We start from the raw sequence: 17,328 nt of genomic DNA on the forward strand, positions 1-17,328 counted from the left end.
TATTTGATCAGAACAGTTCATGCCAGCGATATTGGCCGAGTGCGCGCTGTCAATGAGGATTCGGTCTGGATCGGCGCGACGCGCCACGGTTATACACTCGGTATTATTGCCGATGGGATGGGTGGACATCAGGCTGGTGAAACCGCAAGCAGGCTCGCTTTGGAGACAATGAGGAATAACCTAGACGGGTTAGAGTCTGGCCTTCAAGACGAAGCTCTGCGTGATGCGTTGTCAGCTGCTATTTTGGAAGCTAACAGCACTGTGTTCAGGGAGGCTTCCGGTGACGATAAGTATCATAATATGGGTACTACTGTCGTTGCTGTTCTTTTGAATGGATCAAACGGATATATTGGCCATATCGGAGACAGCAGAGCCTATTTAATAAAAGACAGTGCGGCAGTTCAACTAACCGAGGATCATACGCTAGTCAATGAGCTGTTCAAGAACGGTCAGATCAGTGTGGAGGAATTGGATAATCATCCGCGTCGTAATGTGCTGACGAGGGCACTTGGAACAGATGCTGAGGTTGAAGTTGATATGGCGCCTATAGCTCTGCTACCTGGGGAAATTTTGCTTCTATGCAGCGATGGTTTAAGCAACTTTGTCACAAATGAGCATTTAGGCAAAGTAGCAGGTATACATGAGATATCGTTAGAGGAAAGAGCGGACCGTTTACTTCAGCTGGCACTGCTCGCCGGCGGTGGCGATAATATTAGCGTCGCTTTGTTAGAACATCATGGAGAGGCCGCTGTGCCCGAAACAAAGGAGTGGGATTGATGATCGGTCACGAATTGGGCGGCCGTTACCAAGTCATCGAACGGATCGGCGGAGGTGGAATGGCGCTCGTCTATAGAGCACATGACATTCTTTTAAACCGAAATGTCGCCATCAAAGTATTGCGCAATCAGTTTGTGCATGACGAGGAATTTATTCGCCGTTTTAGGCGTGAGGCGCAATCTGCCGCATCTTTGTCTCATCCGAATGTCGTCAGCATATACGATGTAGGACAAGAAGACGAAATTCATTACATTGTCATGGAGTATATTGAGGGTCAGAATCTTAATGAAATTATAAAAGAACGAGCGCCATTACAGGTTGATGAATCCGTACGGATCGCTTCACAAATCTGTGATGCCCTAGATCATGCGCATCAGAATCAAATTATTCATCGTGATATAAAACCACATAATATCCTGATCGGACGCAACGGCCGGGTGAAAGTAACCGACTTTGGGATTGCCCGCGCAGTTACGTCAACAACCATTACACAGACTGGTTCTGTAGTTGGTTCAGTACATTATTTCTCGCCAGAGCATGCCAAAGGTGTCTCTACAGGAGAAAAGTCTGACTTGTATTCATTAGGTATTGTACTTTATCAAATGCTTACCGGAAGCCTACCCTTCTTGGGAGAGAGTCCGATTAGTGTAGCTTTAAAACATCTGCAAGAAGAGTTTGAAGAGCCAAAACTTCTGAATCCACTCATTCCGCAAAGCGTTGAGAATGTAATTCTGAGATCAATGCGTAAAAATCCGGAAGAGCGGTACGACTCTGCCAAAGAAATGTTGCAGGATTTGGAAACATGCTTATTGCCGGAGCGCCGCAGTGAGGCGAAGATTCTGTTCAACGATGAAGAAGATGAGGATCGTACGCGGGTTATCCCGGCGATAAAACCGATTCAAAGAAGCAATGGTAATCGTAATCATCGTGAGGAACGGATGGTTCGTGATGAAGATGATGAACCGGTGCCTTCAAGCAAAGGTAAAAAACAATGGGCAAAACCCACATTATGGATTGGGCTAACCTTGCTGTTGCTGTTGGCTATGGCCAGTCTCGTATGGTACGTTAAATCACAGCTAGTTGTTCCTGAGGTTTCCGTTCCTTATGTAGTAGGTAAACAGATAGAACAAGCACAAACTGAGCTTGAGGATTTGGGGCTTGAGGTTGCTGATCCTATTCTGTATGACTACAGTCCGAATTTTGAAGAGAATGTGGTCATTAAGCAAAGTAGGGAAAAGGATGCCAAAGTGAAAAAAGGAGCGTCCCTAATACTCACTGTGAATACGGCTAAGCCACTACCCAAGATGCCAGATGTAGTTAACAAGAGCTTTGATGATGCGGTTAAAGCATTGATGGCGCTGGGTGTAGCCCAGGACCGGATTGATAATAAACCTCTCTATGACGAAAATACAGATGAAGGTCTCATTGTAAAATCTGACCCTGCATTAAATACAGAATTCGATCCTGAGACGGTTCAAATCACCCTTTACGTTAGTAAAGGAGAAGAAAGTGTACTGTTGCCAGATCTCATCGGTAAGACGGAGAGTGAGGCAAAGGCGCTGCTGGAAGGTGCCAAGCTTGTTCTTGGAGAAGTTAAACAAGAATCCAGCTTCAGCATTGAAGAAGGTAAAGTAACAAAGACTTGGGCATTTGATAAGGGGACAGGTACTTCTGTTCCACCTGGAACAGCGATTACGATTTACTTAAGTACAGGTTATCCACCTGAAGCCCTGAATTATACCTTTAATGTGCCAGTCGCTCCTGCTCAGGATGGGAAAAAGAGCAAGATTCGTATCGAATTCGTGGATGCGCGCAATAATGGAGAGAAGCAGGATTGGGGAACACGTACCATTGGAAAGAGCCAAGTGTTATCTGTGAATCTAGTATTGGCTCCTAATAAAGATGGTTCAGTTATTGTTACCCGTGACGGTGTACTTTTGGATACTTATGTAATTCCTTATATCGATGCTAAGAACGGAACCGTTCAGGAGCCTGAACCACCAGTTATAGCAACACCACAGCCAACTCCAACACCTTCTGCTGAACCTACGCCTACAATTGAACCTACGATTGAACCGGAGATCTTGCCAGGTTCAGGTTCAGAGAATGACGGAGGGAATAACGGGGCGGTGAATCAGACAGGGTTCGTAAACAATAGTTCTATAAATAGTGAATCGACTAATAATGGCAATAATAAGCACAACAATAAAGGCAAGGATAAATCTAAAGATAAAAACAACAACTAAACAGGGTTTAACCTGAACGGTTGGCGTAGCGAAATGACCCGGGGATATCAGACTTGGGTCATTTTCGCAAAATCAGGAGAGGAAGGCTCACTATGTATGCCTGAAGGTATAATTGTTAAGGCGTTAAGCGGTTATTATTATGTGAAACCGCTCCGCGAAGGATTAATTGCGACTGAAGAGCATTCTGTTCAATGCAGAGGCCGAGGAATTCTCAAGAAAAAAGGGATCGCTCCGCTAGTTGGAGATCGGGTTATTTATATACTTACTGAGCATGGAGAAGGAATGGTGGATGAACTTCTACCTAGAGAATCTGAACTGATTCGTCCACCTGTAGCGAATGTTAAGCTCGCAGTCCTTTTATTCTCCGTTCGAGAGCCCGATATGAACCTGAATCTGTTGGACAAGTTTCTAGTTCATATTGAGCATTCGGGTCTGGAACCCCTAATTGTTCTGACTAAACAGGATTTGGCGGATGATGATGGTGAAGCTACTCGTTATGTTAAAGAACTTTATGAGGATATCGGATATGAAGTGATGGTCACAAGTTCACTTACTGGTGCCGGAAGCGATGAGCTAAGACAACGGCTTACTGGTGGTATTAGTGTTTTTGCGGGTCAATCGGGGGTTGGTAAGTCCACCTTGTTGAATCGTATTGTTCCAGGGCTTAAACTGGAGACTGGAGAGATCAGTTTACGATTGGGACGTGGTCGCCATACGACCCGTCATGTGGAGCTGATGGATATTGGTGGTGGAGGTTTTGTTGCAGATACCCCAGGTTTTAGTCAGCTTGATTTCTTAGAGCTTGGTGTAGAAGAGCTGTCCACTTGTTTTCGTGAATTTGCTCAATATGCATCCGATTGTAAGTTCCGGGGCTGCAGTCATCAGCATGAACCAGGCTGCCGTGTAATAGAGGCTTGGAAAGCAGGGAAAATTGCGGATAGTCGCTATGATCATTACAAACTGTTTTTTAATGAAATGAAAGATAAAAAGCGGAGGTACTAACATCATGATACGAATAGCACCATCTTTATTGTCGGCGGATTTCGCGCGTTTAGGTCCAGAAGTAGCAGAGGCGGAAGCCAGTGGTGGAGATTGGATACATGTGGATGTAATGGACGGTCATTTTGTGCCGAATATCACATTGGGTCCACCTATTGTAAAAGCTGTATCGTTACATACCAAGCTGCCACTTGATGTTCACTTGATGATTGAGTCGCCAGAACGTTATATCCCTGATTTTGCTGCAGCAGGTGCAAGTGTGATCACCGTTCACGCTGAGGCATGCGTACATTTGCATCGTGTGGTTCATCAGATCAAGGAGCTGGGGCTGAAGGCAAGTGTAGCAATTAATCCGGGTACTCCGGCTTCAGCGGTGCGTGAGGTGCTGGAGGATGTGGATATGATTCTGGTGATGACCGTTAATCCAGGCTTTGGTGGTCAAGCATTCATTCCTAACACTTTGCGCAAAATCATTCAAATTCGAGAATGGGCGAATGAAGTGAATCCAGATTTATTGATCGAAGTAGATGGTGGAGTCTCGGAAGAGACAGCACCCTTAGTTGTGGCAGCTGGAGCCGATGTTTTGGTAGCGGGGAATGCAGTTTTTGGCCGGAGTGATCGTGCTGCGGCGATCCGCGGAATTCGAGAAGCAGCCGAATCTGCACTGCGTTAAAAAAATAGGCTATTGAGACTAGAGGTATAGGCCAAGTCCTCGGTGCATAAATATGGTTACATGAGCAGAAATCTCATGTAGCCTTTTTTGTTTTGGCAGGGAGGACTGCAGTTCGTTTCCGTTATTGACAAGAGGAAAGTCTCCTGCGTACGGCATGAATTGATGGGAGGGTAAATCATGAAATTTTACACGTTTAAGCTGCCAAGGTTTTTGGGAGGTTTTGTTAAAGCAATATTGAACACATTTCAGAAGAGTTAAGCCGCTAACAGAAAAGAAAACATGAAAAAAAGCACCTTACAAATGTAAAGGGTGCTTTTTGCTTCATATAAGTTATCGTTCGGTCTTAAAATTGCTAAAGACTAAACGCGTTCAACTTTACCGGCTTTCAAAGCACGGGTGCTGACGTACACGCGTTTTGGTTTACCGTTCACGAGGATACGGACCTTCTGAACGTTAACTCCCCAAGAACGACGGTTGCGGTTATTAGCGTGAGACACGTGGTTGCCGCTGCTCGGTTTCTTGCCTGTTACTGCACATTTGCGGGACATAGATTACACCTCCTTATTCCTAACACCTGCATAAACAATACTTATCTATAATATCACAGCAAATTTTGCTACGTCAACCGATTCAAAAACATTTATTTCTTTTAATACTTATAGTACAATGTAAATTAGTGCATTATGTCCTGTTAATCATAGAATGATTAGGCATGAAGTTAGGAAGGGGAATTCTCAATTGAGTAAGCGTTCTATAAACGGAACAGATTTTACCGCTATGGTATTGGCTGGAGCGGATAAGCTGCAACAGCATGCAGAACACGTCAATTCCCTAAATGTTTTTCCGGTCCCAGATGGAGATACCGGCACAAACATGAATTTGACGATGACCGCAGGTGCGAATGAATTAAAGAAAAATAACACCACTTCTGTGGGACAATGTGCAGGTGTACTCTCCAAGGGCTTATTAATGGGAGCTCGTGGGAATTCCGGCGTCATTTTGTCCCAGTTATTCAGAGGGTTTAGCAGGTATGCGGCTCAACATGATGAGCTTAATACACAGCAGTTCGCTGCTGCGCTGCAAACCGGAGTGGACGCTGCGTATAAAGCAGTTGTAAAGCCCGTAGAGGGAACTATTCTTACTGTAGCTAAAGAGGCTGCAAGACATGCTGTTTATTATGCCCGCCGTACTACTGACGTTGTGGAGCTGATGACAGAGGTATTAGCCAAAGCAAAAGAAGCCTTAGCTTATACGCCTGAGCAATTGCCTGTATTGAAGCAAGTCGGTGTTGTAGATTCTGGCGGCCAAGGTTTGGTCTACATTTATGAAGGGTTTCACCAGCATCTGACGAATGGAAGTACTACCGGTCTGTCTGAATCTGTGCAAGGACAAACCCACACACCAGTTGCACCAGCGCCTAAACCCGTATTAACGAAACCTGAAAGTGAACTGTTTTCTGTACAGTCTTCTGCGCAGTCACAGCTATCTACTGAAGATATAGAATTTCTATATGATATGGAGTTTTTCATTAATCGCCAGTTAGGCGTTAACGTGAGAACCAATTTTGATGAGGAAGCTTTTAGGAAAGCGTTGTCAGTTAATGGCGACTCCATTATTGTTATTTCGGATGATGAGACGATTAAAGTGCATGTGCACTCTAAGGCTCCAGGTGAAGTGATGAACTTGGCTCTTCTTTATGGGGAGATCACGCAGATTCACATTCTTAATATGCGAGAGCAGCATCGTGATCTGCTGACTGCGGGCATGGATATTGCACCAATGCCTGATGTATTCGCTGATATGCCGAATGAGAAGAGCGCAGTGCAAATGTCTCCTGCTGAACCACCGGCCGATGATTTGGCACCTTACGGCTTCATCGCGGTATCTTCTGGCGCAGGTATTGCTGACATTTTCAAAAGCCTTGGAGTGGACGTAGTCCTAGCTGGTGGTCAGACAATGAATCCTAGCACTGAGGATTTCGTGAACGCGATTTCTTCCATATCTGCGAAGCATGTTTATATTTTGCCAAATAACTCGAACATTGTTCTTGCCGCTCAACAAGCTAAAGATCTTCTAGAGGGCGAACGTGAGATTACGGTGATTCCAAGTAAAAGTATTCCGCAGGGAATAGCAGCAGCTTTTGCATTCCAAGAGGAAGATGCAGTGGAGACTAATTCTGAGAATATGCTGGAAGCAATCTCTCATGTGAAGTCCGGACAAGTAACGAACGCTGTGCGTGATACAAGCTTTGATGAGCTGGAGATTAAATCGGGCCAATTTATTGGGATTTCTAATTCCAAAATTGTTGCTGCTGCAGATGATCTTTTGGCTGCAAGTCAGGCGCTGTTATCCAATATGCTGGAGAATGGCGACGAAATCGTTACGATCCTTATTGGTGCAGAAACAGAATCCGAGGCTACTGATTCTTTGAGTGAGTGGCTGGAAGAGACTTATCCGAATGTGGAAGTTGAGATTCATGAGGGTGGCCAACCCCTGTATTATTATCTGTTCTCTGTAGAGCCATAGGTAGGAATTAATGGTTCTTTAACAATGGAGTAGAAATTTGTTATTGCGTAGTTGGCAAAATTATAGCTTGGGGGAGAAAATCCATGAATCGTACCATTATCGTCACCGACAGCACTTCAGATATCCCGCCAGCAATGGCGGAAACGTACGGAATTGAGGTAGTACCGTTGACCTTAATGTTCGGCGAAGAGGCTTTTAGGGACAATCTGGATATGACTCCGGAGCAGTTCTATGAGCGTCTTCCCCGTACCTCACAGCTGCCGACTACTTCTCAACCCTCACCGGTTGAATATATGAATGTGTACCGCAGTATTCTGGAGCGTAACCCGGGCTGTTCTATCCTTTCCTTTCATATTTCTTCTGGACTGAGCGGGACTTATCAATCTGCATTGCTGGCTAAATCGATGCTGGAGGAAGAGGGAGAAGGGATCACTGTTGTGGATTCTCTCTCCGCTTCTTATGGTTTTGGATTTATGGTAGTGGAAGCTGCCAGAATGTCTGCTGAAGGCAAAGGACCTGAAGAGATACTTGAGGCTGTAGAAAGCCTACGTCAATCGCGTAAGCTTTACTTCTTAGTAGATACACTTGAATATTTACAAAAAGGCGGGAGAATTGGAAAAGCCTCCGCTATTCTGGGGACACTTCTGAATATTAAGCCGATATTGTCCATTGATGCAGAAGGTATTATTTATGCGGTGGAGAAAGTTAGAGGCCGTAAGAAGGCTGTCGCCCGTATGATTGAACTGTTCAAGCGGGATCTGCAGGGTGTAAACAAAATCAATGTGGCCGTGGGTCATACGGCTGAACCGGCTTCCGGCGAAGAATTCTTGAATGAGCTTGCGGGACACTTCACCTTGGAAGAAAAAGTGCTGACGAACGTCGGCCCTGTCGTGGGCAGCCATGTCGGTAACGGTACATTAGCTGTGTTCATTTGGCCTGCAAAATGAGGGATAAATATGACACTGGCATTAAATCAAATTGAAGTAAAAAACATAACTGGCGTGAGTGCTCAAAAGCAAAGCGAGCTTCACGCCTTTGGCGTCTTTACAGTAAAGGATTTATTAGAGTATTATCCGTTCCGCTACGAGGATTATCGGCCCCGCTCGCTGAGTGAGACTAAACACGGGGATAAAGTGACCGTTGAGGCAAAAGTAATCGGTATCCCTGTACTGCAGCGTTTTGGCGGCAAGTCACGTCTTAGCTGTAAGATGGTTGCAGAGCCATGGATGTTCACAGCAACCTGGTTTAACCGCCATTATGTAAGAGAGCAACTCACTGTGGGACGGGAAATTGTGCTGACCGGGAAATGGGATCAGAAGCGCAATCAGATTACAGTGACTGATTATGAATTTCCGGATCGTGGTGAAGGGAAGACGGGAACACTGCAGCCAGTCTATTCGGTAGGTGGTAAGATCACTCAGTCCTGGATCAGGAAGGTTATTAATCAGGGACTTCAGCAGTATGGGGATCTGATTCCAGAGATTTTACCGCATTCTATTATGAGGGAATATGACTTCATGCCGCGTAAACGGGCCATTGCCACTATCCATAGGCCTGAGGACACTCGTGAGGGGCAGCAGGGGCGCCGTAGGATGGTATATGAGGAACTATTCCTGTTCCAGTTGAAGATGCAAGCGTTCAGGGTTCTGAACCGCGGGCGGATGGATGGGGTAGTCCACACAGTGGATAACGCGACGGTACGCCAGTTCGTGCGCAGTCTGCCCTTTGAGCTTACAGATGCACAGAAACGTGTAGAGCTGGAGATTTTACATGATCTGCGTTCACCATATTGCATGAATCGTCTGCTGCAAGGAGATGTTGGCTCGGGTAAAACAGTGCTTGCGGCTGTGGCGCTTTTTGCTACGGTAAGATCTGGTTTTCAGGGCGCACTAATGGTGCCCACAGAGATTTTAGCAGAACAGCATATGCGTTCACTTACCAGGATGTTTGAGCCGTTTGGGATTACTGTAGGACTCCTGACGGGCAGTGTGACTGGCCGAAAACGTAAAGAGTTATTGGCCTCGTTGCAAATGGGGATGCTTGATATCGTGGTAGGAACACATGCTTTGATTCAGGAGGATGTATTTTTCCGTGATCTGGGTCTTGTGGTAACTGATGAGCAGCATCGTTTTGGTGTGAATCAGCGTGGTGTATTGCGGCGAAAAGGATATAATCCGGATGTACTGACGATGACTGCGACGCCTATTCCACGTACACTTGCGATCTCTGTTTTTGGCGATATGGATGTATCTACTTTATCTGAAAGGCCGAAAGGCCGAGTTCCTATAACTAGTTATTGGGTAAAACATGATCTCATGGATCGTGTGCTGAATCTGATTAAGCGTGAAATTGATCTGGGTCGTCAGGCTTATTTGATCTGTCCGCTCATTGAAGAGTCAGAGAAGCTGGATGTGCAGAATGCTATTGATTTGCATATTCAGATGAGCCAAGCTTTCCCTAGCTATAAAGTTGGGCTTTTGCATGGGAAAATGACTCCCGCTGAAAAAGATGAAGTGATGCGGGCGTTTTATAACAATGAGCTGCAGCTGCTTGTGTCCACTACGGTGGTGGAGGTTGGTGTAGACGTTCCTAATGCTACATTGATGATCATTATGGATGCGGATCGTTTTGGTCTGTCACAGCTGCATCAGTTACGTGGACGGGTAGGAAGAGGGCAGCATGCCTCTTTTTGTGTGTTGGTAGCTGATCCAAAATCTGAAATCGGACGTGAGCGAATGACTGCCATGACCGATACGGATGACGGATTTGAGATTTCCCGAAGGGATTTGGAGCTGCGTGGACCGGGGGATTTTTTTGGGACAAAGCAGAGTGGATTACCGGAGTTTCGGCTGGCAGATATGACGGCTGACTTTGAAATTCTGGAGCAGGCGCGGGATGATGTCGCAGAGCTGCTTAAGGATGAAGCTTTTTGGACATCACCTGAATATGCATCTCTTCGGCATTATTTACAGAGTGAACAGATCTTCCAAGGAGAATTAATTGACTAACTAGGCACATGTAGCACCGAAGGCTCATATACTGTGAAAGATTGGATATGACGGGAGGTGCTACACTTGGGTTATCAACAATTCGGAATTAGCCCTCAGTTGGTGGATCGCATCAAGCTGAAGATGAAAAACTCGACTGTGAAGGATCGTATCAAAAGTATGATTGAGGGCATCTCGAAACAGGAGCTGCAGGATCCTGCGGTTGTTCGCAGATTGGTACGGAAAGCGTCAGGTGTATTGAACGAGAAACTGACCTCGACACAGGAAGAACAAATTGTAAAGTTTATCATCGCGCAGAAAATCGATCCGAACAACACCTTTCATTTAATCCGCTTGTGGGGAATGTTCCGTTAAGTAGCGGATTAAATGAAAGTAGGGGTTGTCCATGGGTGTTTTTTTCATCGTATGTGACAGTCTGCAAGCAGCGATCCTCCTATTACTGGAGGATCGCTGCTTTGCGTTTTTGGCCGTAGTTACGGCATGCTGCAATATGTCTCTAATCCGGATAAACCGATGCCACCGAATCATAGTCGTCCGTCGTCCGGTAACGCCTAATCATAGTCAACCGCCGTCTGATGTCACTGAATCATAGCTCCGCTTATCCGATACCGCTGAATCACATTCAACCATCTTCGGACGCTACCGAATCATGGTCATCTGTCGTCCGATCCCGGCGAATCACATCCATCCATCGTCGATGCCCCCGAATTACATCGCTCCATCGTCCGATACCACGGAATCATGTTCATCCACTGTCCGATACCGCCGAATCACATTTACCCATCGTCCGATCCCACCGAATCATGTACATCCGCTGAAGCTTTCGGACTCCAATGACGTTATTCGCAAATATATCGCCTTTGGAGCAAGGTTTCGGACCCCAGTGCAGCTATTCATAAGAAATAGGCTCGTAGTTGGCGTTTTTTGTGCCAATAGGGGCTATGCGGTCCGAATGCATTCAGAATTCCGGGAAATTCTGCATATAAGGTCCGCTGTGTCCGATACCACCGAATCATAGTCAACCGCCGTCTGATGCCACCGAATCATAGCTCTCCGCTTATTCGATACCGCTGAATCACTTTCATCCATCGTCCGATGTCACCGAATCACATTCATCCGCCGTCCGATGACGCCGAAATATGATCATCCGCTGAGGTATTCGGACTCCAATGACGTTATTCGCAAATATATCGCCTTTGGAGCAAGGTTTCGGACCCCAGTGCAGCTATTCATAAGAAATAGGCTCGTAGTTGGTGTTTTTTGTGCCAATAGGGGCTATGCGGTCCGATGTCATCCAAAATTCGGGATAATTCCGCATTTAAGGTCCGCTGTGTCCGATAGCTGTCTCATGCGCGTAAACGTCTTCGAATAATGCGAAATTTGAGTTCTCGCAAGAAGTTTGGGGTCTCGAACAAGAAGTTTGAGGCCTCGCTCAGAAAAATTGGTTGCGATCAAAGGCTAAATTCAAAAAGAAGGGAGCGCTCCAGCCATTTTCATGGCTTAAGGGCGCTCCCTTTTTTTATTCGTGTAAGCGTGTTTGTCTATGATCTTTAGTGGCTGATCTGAACACGATTTGGCTCTCTGAATCACACTGTAGAACGATTGCCCGAAGATGATCTTCTTCCATTCTGTTTGTCAGACAAAACAACGTGCTAACCTCTCCATCTTGCCCTGAACCTTCGGCAATCGCAGCTTCTCGGTTTAGAGAGGTTGCGATTGCTTGCTGAATGTCCAAACATCGGCTGCTGGTAATCCAAGCAGTGCGGGAGTGGGATAATCCCCGTAGTGAGATACGAACACCTTCGAAAGCCAGCAGGTAGGCAATAATAGAATACATTGCTTGCTCCCAACCGAACAATGTACCTGCAAAAAGCAGAATTGCACAGTTCAGGATCATAATCACGACTTCCGTTGATTTTGGAGGTCCGCCGCTCAGCAGAGAATACCCCTGGTCACTGGCTTGTTTATTTACACCGCCGAATCTCACAGATATTCCAATACCTACTCCAAGACAGATGCCTCCTGCCATTGCGGCAGGTAAAGGATCGCTAATCACAGCAGGAAAACGATGCAGCGCAAGAGACGCGATGGTTAGGCAGGTTAATCCCAAAACAGTGTAAAGAGCAAAGCGGAGATTTACTTGTTTTCGCGACATAAATATAAAGGGCAGATTGAATAGAAATAGAAACAATCCAAGCTGCATTTCAGTAGTATGAGCGAATAATGCGGATAAGCCTGTAATCCCGCCGACAACAAGGCCATGTGGCATTAAAAATAATTCCAATCCTACAGCAGCAAGCAATGCGCCGGCAATGACGGTAAGAACTCGGAAGGTAGAGCTTCTTTGTAGCTGTTGACGTTGATTTATTTTGTTCTGCATAGTTTTTCCTCCTTCAACAGGGGAAACGACCTTACTCATTTTCAGTGGCTATGGCAGATTTTTTGGATATTCGTGCATCATGTCGTTTCTCAAAGTTGAATACTTTATCCATTATTTATAAATCTATTTAGATTCCTTCGTCAGACAATGTCCAAGGAGAACAAGGATCAGCACGTAAATGGCTGCAAATATCTGCAAATGTCTGCGAAAGGCTGAAAATGGCTGCAAATAGCTGTAAAGGGCCGCAAATGGTTGCAAATGACGGAGAATGTTGCAAAGGCTCCAAGAGGCTGCGAATGGCTACAAATAGTGAAGAATAGCCAGCACTCCGCAATGCTTTACCCAAATTGGCCATAATTATTGAAAATTCATCCCGCGCGGCTATGGGCATCCAATGTTGGATGAAGCATGAAGGCTGTGACCAACGCTACGTCCGGCCAGCAAGCCTGCAATAAAGTTGCCATTTAGCGTAACGATAACTGCTGCAAGGGAGTACCAGAGCGCCTCACTGCCTAAGGTGAGTGGATCTATGTCAGTCCGAAGCTGAAGCAGAAGATGACACTGAAGAAATCACGAAATGGGATCACAAGCTGTTCAATCGGTTTCACATGTTCGGTTTCAGCGAGGACAAGTCCACTAGTAGTGCGCCAATAACTTCTGTCTGCTAGATGAATGGTGTCGGTGAATCCAGCAATCAGGAATAGTGCTGCGAATATTACTAATGTAAAAGCGCACCTGAACGGATATCCAGAACACGGTTGAGCCAAGATACTTGCTTTATTCCGGTGGATGATGAGCAATGCGAGCATGTATACCTACCGGTAAATCCGCATCTCTATAATTCATGATACATAAGATTTTTATCAATTGAAGTTCTAAATTCCCTTCAGCCGACATTCATTTAGGGCAGAGGTGAACTTCGCTAAGGTAGTGATATTAGAAAATGAGACGTGAATTTTAACAGGTACAGCCGTAGTCGAAGCAGGAATTTATAAATCACTGGACGGAACAGTAAAGAAAGTACAGGGAGTATTGCAACGACCGCAAGTGACTTCGTTCCCCACTGTTCAGTTATTTTGATGGCTCCTACCTGAGGGGTTATTTGAGGTGCAATCCTTACGGGAGGTGTAAACTTTCGCTCGTAGCGTTCAATTTCGGATGTCGTTGATTCTTGCTCCGTAGTGAATAATCCTCCAGACCAGGCAGGTGGAAAAGAGAACATCATTCCCAGAATTAGGACTATACGAAGAAACCAATGTAGTGATAAACGCGCTATATATTGCACCGAAATAACACCTCCCAACTGTATGTAGTATAAAAAGCATACCATACCTTTTCCTTTGAATCCAAATTGTTTTGTGAAAAAAATTCATATATAGATGATGAAAACATGAAACCGAACGGGAAAAATGACGTATTTCGCAGCATAGATAACTTTTATTATCTTGTTTCAGTCAGGAGGGATAAATTTGAGCGAATGGCAGGATTTTAACGGTTTTGATGAGCGCAGCTTTTTCGGAAGTTTCATTCATGAGATGCCACTGTTTTTTAAATTATTTGCTTTGCTTTTTCTTGGCTTTTTCGTTTTTATAATTGTTAAATCAGTGAGAATCTGGATGTCCAATAACGCAAGTCCCTTGATAAAAGCAAACTGCACAGCGGTCACCAAACGAACCGAGGTATGGGGTGGATCCGGTGAATCGAGAGCAAATACTAGTTATTATGTTACCTTTGAGTTTGCCGATGGCTCTCGTTTAGAGTTGCAGGTAAGAGATCAGGATTTTGGCCTGATTGTAGAAGGTGACCGAGGTGAACTCCTGTATCAAGGGACTAGGTTTAAAAGCTTCAATCGCGATTTGAAGAAAGAACATCTAAATTTCTAAAAAAGTACATACCATTCAAGAATCACCATGCCTGTTTTGGGTAAAACTCATATGAGAGGTTTTACCAGATCTCAATTCTGGAAGGAGGCTATGGTTTGAATTCAAATAATCCACAATCGCAAGGGCTGGAACCCTTCCATACACTGAGCGAGGAAGAAGTGCTGAATAGGCTGGAAACTCGGAAAGAGGGTTTATCTTCCGATGAAGCGACTAAACTTGTGGAGCGATATGGGAAGAACGTACTTCAAGAAGCGAAGACCAAATCGCTATTAGGAAAGTTTATCGAACAATTTAAAAATGTAATGATCTTTATTTTGCTAGTAGCAGCTGTATTGTCAGGAGTCTTGGGGGAATGGACGGATACGATCATTATTTTGCTTGTAGTCATTTTGAACGCGGTGCTTGGAGTTATTCAGGAAAATAAGGCTGAGCAAGCACTCGATGCGCTAAAAAGTATGTCCTCTCCACACGCCAGAGTAAGACGTTCCGGCCAGGTTACTGAGATAAAAAGTGAAGATCTTGTGCCCGGGGATATCGTATTGCTGGAAGCTGGAAATGTAGTTCCGGCGGATATAAGACTTTTGGAAGCCGCTTCGTTGAAGACGGAGGAAGCCGCGCTTACCGGAGAATCATTGCCCTCTGAAAAGCGGGCCGGTGTGCTTGAGGGTAGCGACATTGTAATCGGCGACCGCACCAATATGGCTTATATGAGCAGCAGTGTAACTTATGGCCGAGCAATTGGTGTAGTTACAGCTACAGGAATGCAGACGGAGGTCGGTAGAATTGCCGGTTATATCTCGGAAGAAGATACAGATGTAACACCGCTGCAAAAAAAGCTGGATGAGCTAGGTAAATATTTTACCTTTATTATTCTTGGCGTCTGCGTGATTATCTTTGCCGTTGGGATCTTCGAAGGAAGAGAGCTGCTGGATATGCTACTTACCTCGATCTCACTCGCGGTAGCGGCTATCCCGGAAGGGCTGCCAGCAATTGTTACGATCATTCTCGCGCTTGGTGTGCAGCGAATGGCGGGACGAAAAGCGATTATTCGCAAGCTTCCCGCCGTGGAGACACTTGGAAGTACAGAGATTATATGCTCCGATAAGACAGGTACTTTAACATTAAATAAAATGACTGTCGAAAAAGTGCATGTCAACGGAAAGACCACTGATTCCAGTGCAGGGCTTGAAGGGATTCCTGGTGGCGAGTTATTGCTTCAAGCTATGACGCTTTGTAATGACTCCAGTATTGACGAAGGAAAGACTCCTAGTGAACCTGAAGCAAAAGCTGGAGCTAAGGACCCACAAACCAAGAGCGGAAAAGCAATCATCGGCGATCCGACGGAGACTGCGTTAGTCGATTATGCGCTTAGTATAGGCACTGACAAAAGGGAGCTGGAAAAGAAATACCCACGTAAAAATGAGCTGCCTTTTGACTCCGATCGCAAGCTGATGACAACGGTTCATGAGGTCGAAGCTGGACGTTATCGTGTGCTGACAAAGGGTGCACCAGATGTACTTTTGTCCAAATGCAGCCATATCTATGTGGATGGAGAAATTGTAACTCTACAAGACGAACATAAGCGGAATATCATGGAAAGTAATAAATTACTTGCGAATGATGCACTTCGAGTCTTGGCATTTGCTTTCCGAGATGAGGAGCAGCTGCCGACCGATCTCTCACCAGATACCACGGAGAAAGAGTTAATATTTATTGGTTTGGTCGGTATGATTGACCCGCCGCGTGAGGAAGTACGGGATGCGGTAGCTATCTGCCGTAAAGCGGGAATTAGACCTGTAATGATTACAGGCGATCATCGTGATACAGCAGCGGCTATTGCCAAAAGATTAGGGATTATTGAAGATGAATCAGGTGTATTAACGGGTAGTGAGCTGGATAAATTCAGCGAAGAGGAATTTGCGGAGAAGGTTACCGATTATTCGGTTTATGCACGCGTCTCTCCTGAACACAAGGTTCGTATCGTTAAGGCTTGGCGACAAAAAGGAAAAATTGTGGCGATGACCGGAGATGGTGTAAATGATGCTCCTGCACTTAAATCATCCGATATCGGCGTGGGCATGGGAATAACCGGAACGGATGTTGCCAAGGGTGTATCAGATATGGTGCTTGCCGACGATAACTTTACGACTATAGTTGTTGCCGTAGAAGAAGGACGGAAGGTTTACAGCAATATCCGCAAGGCTATCCAGTTCCTTCTCTCCGCTAATCTTGGGGAAGTGCTGACATTATTTATTGCCACTATGATTGGCTGGCGTATTCTAGAGCCGATCCATATTCTGTGGATTAATCTCGTTACGGATACCTTACCTGCACTTGCCCTCGGACTTGAGAAAGCCGGCGAGGATGTAATGGCGAAGAAGCCGCGTAAAGCAAGCAGTAGCATCTTTGCGGGCGGCGTGGGGATCGGGATTATATATCAAGGGATTATAGAAGCGGCGCTTACGTTGATCGTGTATCAATGGGCGCATACGCATTACAATGAAGGTATTGCGGTTACAATGGCCTTTGGTACATTAGGATTACTGCAAATCGCTCATGCTTTTAACGTCAGATCCAATAAAAAATCGCTATTCCAGATCGGTTGGTTCAGCAATCGCTATATGTTATGGGCTTCGCTGATCTCTATACTAATGCTTGTGCTTGTGATCATCATCCCGGGCTTAAACGACTGGTTTGGTGTTTCACATTTAAGTGGATTACAGTGGGGAATAGTATGTGCAGCGGCCGTAGCGATTATTGTTATAGTTGAACTTGTAAAGCTGTTTGTCCGGATGAGCGGAAGGGGCAAGAGCTGGGATTAAGAAACTGGATAAAA

At 45.4% G+C, this 17,328-nt stretch carries 14 protein-coding genes and 1 pseudogene; 11 read left to right on the forward strand and 4 right to left on the reverse strand.

Translation table 11 applies throughout. The features are described 5' to 3' along the window. Positions 1 to 3 precede the first annotated feature (3 nt). The 5 genes from MHH86_RS12725 (at position 4) to spoVM (ending at position 4,953) form a co-directional block, all read left to right on the forward strand. Positions 4 to 777, forward strand: a complete 774-nt coding sequence (locus MHH86_RS12725; protein ID WP_036686197.1) for a Stp1/IreP family PP2C-type Ser/Thr phosphatase — start codon at positions 4 to 6, stop codon at positions 775 to 777. Beyond that, complete coding sequence (gene pknB / locus MHH86_RS12730) at positions 777 to 3,023, forward strand: Stk1 family PASTA domain-containing Ser/Thr kinase (protein WP_036686199.1); 2,247 nt, start codon at positions 777 to 779, stop codon at positions 3,021 to 3,023. The genes MHH86_RS12725 and pknB overlap by 1 nt, the downstream gene beginning before the upstream one ends. Before the next feature lie 96 nt (positions 3,024 to 3,119). Continuing rightward, a complete protein-coding gene (gene rsgA / locus MHH86_RS12735) occupies positions 3,120 to 4,025 on the forward strand; it encodes a ribosome small subunit-dependent GTPase A (protein WP_036686201.1) in 906 nt (301 codons plus the stop codon). Positions 4,026 to 4,029: 4 nt separating this feature from the next. Further along, positions 4,030 to 4,695, forward strand: a complete 666-nt coding sequence (rpe, locus tag MHH86_RS12740; protein WP_036686202.1) for a ribulose-phosphate 3-epimerase — start codon at positions 4,030 to 4,032, stop codon at positions 4,693 to 4,695. Positions 4,696 to 4,872: 177 nt separating this feature from the next. Next, positions 4,873 to 4,953: a stage V sporulation protein SpoVM gene (gene spoVM / locus MHH86_RS12745; RefSeq protein ID WP_020431362.1), complete on the forward strand. Its 81-nt coding sequence runs from the start codon at positions 4,873 to 4,875 to the stop codon at positions 4,951 to 4,953. Positions 4,954 to 5,054: 101 nt separating this feature from the next. Here spoVM and rpmB read toward each other — a convergent pair whose 3' ends face one another. Beyond that, positions 5,055 to 5,243 (reverse strand): 50S ribosomal protein L28, encoded by a 189-nt coding sequence (gene rpmB, locus MHH86_RS12750; RefSeq protein ID WP_036686205.1) that lies wholly within the window; start codon positions 5,241 to 5,243, stop codon positions 5,055 to 5,057. Between the two features lie 190 nt (positions 5,244 to 5,433). Here rpmB and MHH86_RS12755 point away from each other — a divergent pair, with 190 nt between their 5' ends. From MHH86_RS12755 to MHH86_RS12770, 4 genes are all read left to right on the forward strand, one after another. Continuing rightward, a complete protein-coding gene (locus MHH86_RS12755; RefSeq protein ID WP_038570325.1) occupies positions 5,434 to 7,221 on the forward strand; it encodes a DAK2 domain-containing protein in 1,788 nt (595 codons plus the stop codon). A gap of 83 nt (positions 7,222 to 7,304) precedes the next feature. Then, a complete protein-coding gene (locus tag MHH86_RS12760) occupies positions 7,305 to 8,168 on the forward strand; it encodes a DegV family protein (protein ID WP_036686209.1) in 864 nt (287 codons plus the stop codon). A 9-nt stretch (positions 8,169 to 8,177) separates the two neighbouring features. Then, on the forward strand, positions 8,178 to 10,229 hold the full coding sequence (gene recG / locus MHH86_RS12765) for an ATP-dependent DNA helicase RecG (protein WP_036686210.1): 2,052 nt from the start codon (positions 8,178 to 8,180) through the stop codon (positions 10,227 to 10,229). 66 nt (positions 10,230 to 10,295) lie between these two features. After that, a complete protein-coding gene (locus MHH86_RS12770; protein ID WP_036686212.1) occupies positions 10,296 to 10,583 on the forward strand; it encodes a stage VI sporulation protein F in 288 nt (95 codons plus the stop codon). A gap of 1,165 nt (positions 10,584 to 11,748) precedes the next feature. Here MHH86_RS12770 and MHH86_RS12775 read toward each other — a convergent pair. The 3 genes and pseudogenes from MHH86_RS12775 to MHH86_RS12785 all read right to left on the reverse strand — a co-directional run bounded on the left by MHH86_RS12775 (position 11,749) and on the right by MHH86_RS12785 (position 13,894). After that, positions 11,749 to 12,609, reverse strand: a complete 861-nt coding sequence (locus MHH86_RS12775) for a YitT family protein (RefSeq protein ID WP_051491444.1) — start codon at positions 12,607 to 12,609, stop codon at positions 11,749 to 11,751. Positions 12,610 to 12,732: 123 nt separating this feature from the next. Further along, positions 12,733 to 13,337: pseudogene (locus tag MHH86_RS12780) on the reverse strand (cation:proton antiporter); the annotation flags it as partial. Positions 13,338 to 13,531: 194 nt separating this feature from the next. Further along, positions 13,532 to 13,894: a hypothetical protein gene (locus MHH86_RS12785; RefSeq protein WP_036686214.1), complete on the reverse strand. Its 363-nt coding sequence runs from the start codon at positions 13,892 to 13,894 to the stop codon at positions 13,532 to 13,534. A 184-nt stretch (positions 13,895 to 14,078) separates the two neighbouring features. Here MHH86_RS12785 and MHH86_RS12790 point away from each other — a divergent pair, with 184 nt between their 5' ends. Next, a complete protein-coding gene (locus MHH86_RS12790; protein ID WP_235219531.1) occupies positions 14,079 to 14,492 on the forward strand; it encodes a DUF2500 domain-containing protein in 414 nt (137 codons plus the stop codon). Positions 14,493 to 14,617: 125 nt separating this feature from the next. Next, complete coding sequence (locus tag MHH86_RS12795; RefSeq protein ID WP_036686585.1) at positions 14,618 to 17,314, forward strand: calcium-translocating P-type ATPase, SERCA-type; 2,697 nt, start codon at positions 14,618 to 14,620, stop codon at positions 17,312 to 17,314. Positions 17,315 to 17,328: the final 14 nt, after the last annotated feature.

The sequence above is a fragment of the Paenibacillus sp. FSL F4-0097 genome (assembly GCF_038593125.1).
In the GTDB taxonomy this organism is placed as follows: Bacteria; Bacillota; Bacilli; order Paenibacillales; family Paenibacillaceae; genus Paenibacillus_AQ; species Paenibacillus_AQ odorifer.

Coding starts and splice junctions, on each gene's coding strand:
- pknB (WP_036686199.1), top strand. CDS start 777: ATGATCGGTCACGAATTGGGCGGCCGTTACCAAGTCATCGAACGGATC.
- rsgA (WP_036686201.1), top strand. CDS start 3,120: ATGCCTGAAGGTATAATTGTTAAGGCGTTAAGCGGTTATTATTATGTG.
- rpe (WP_036686202.1), top strand. CDS start 4,030: ATGATACGAATAGCACCATCTTTATTGTCGGCGGATTTCGCGCGTTTA.
- spoVM (WP_020431362.1), top strand. CDS start 4,873: ATGAAATTTTACACGTTTAAGCTGCCAAGGTTTTTGGGAGGTTTTGTT.
- rpmB (WP_036686205.1), bottom strand. CDS start 5,243: ATGTCCCGCAAATGTGCAGTAACAGGCAAGAAACCGAGCAGCGGCAAC.
- MHH86_RS12760 (WP_036686209.1), top strand. CDS start 7,305: ATGAATCGTACCATTATCGTCACCGACAGCACTTCAGATATCCCGCCA.
- recG (WP_036686210.1), top strand. CDS start 8,178: ATGACACTGGCATTAAATCAAATTGAAGTAAAAAACATAACTGGCGTG.
- MHH86_RS12775 (WP_051491444.1), bottom strand. CDS start 12,609: ATGCAGAACAAAATAAATCAACGTCAACAGCTACAAAGAAGCTCTACC.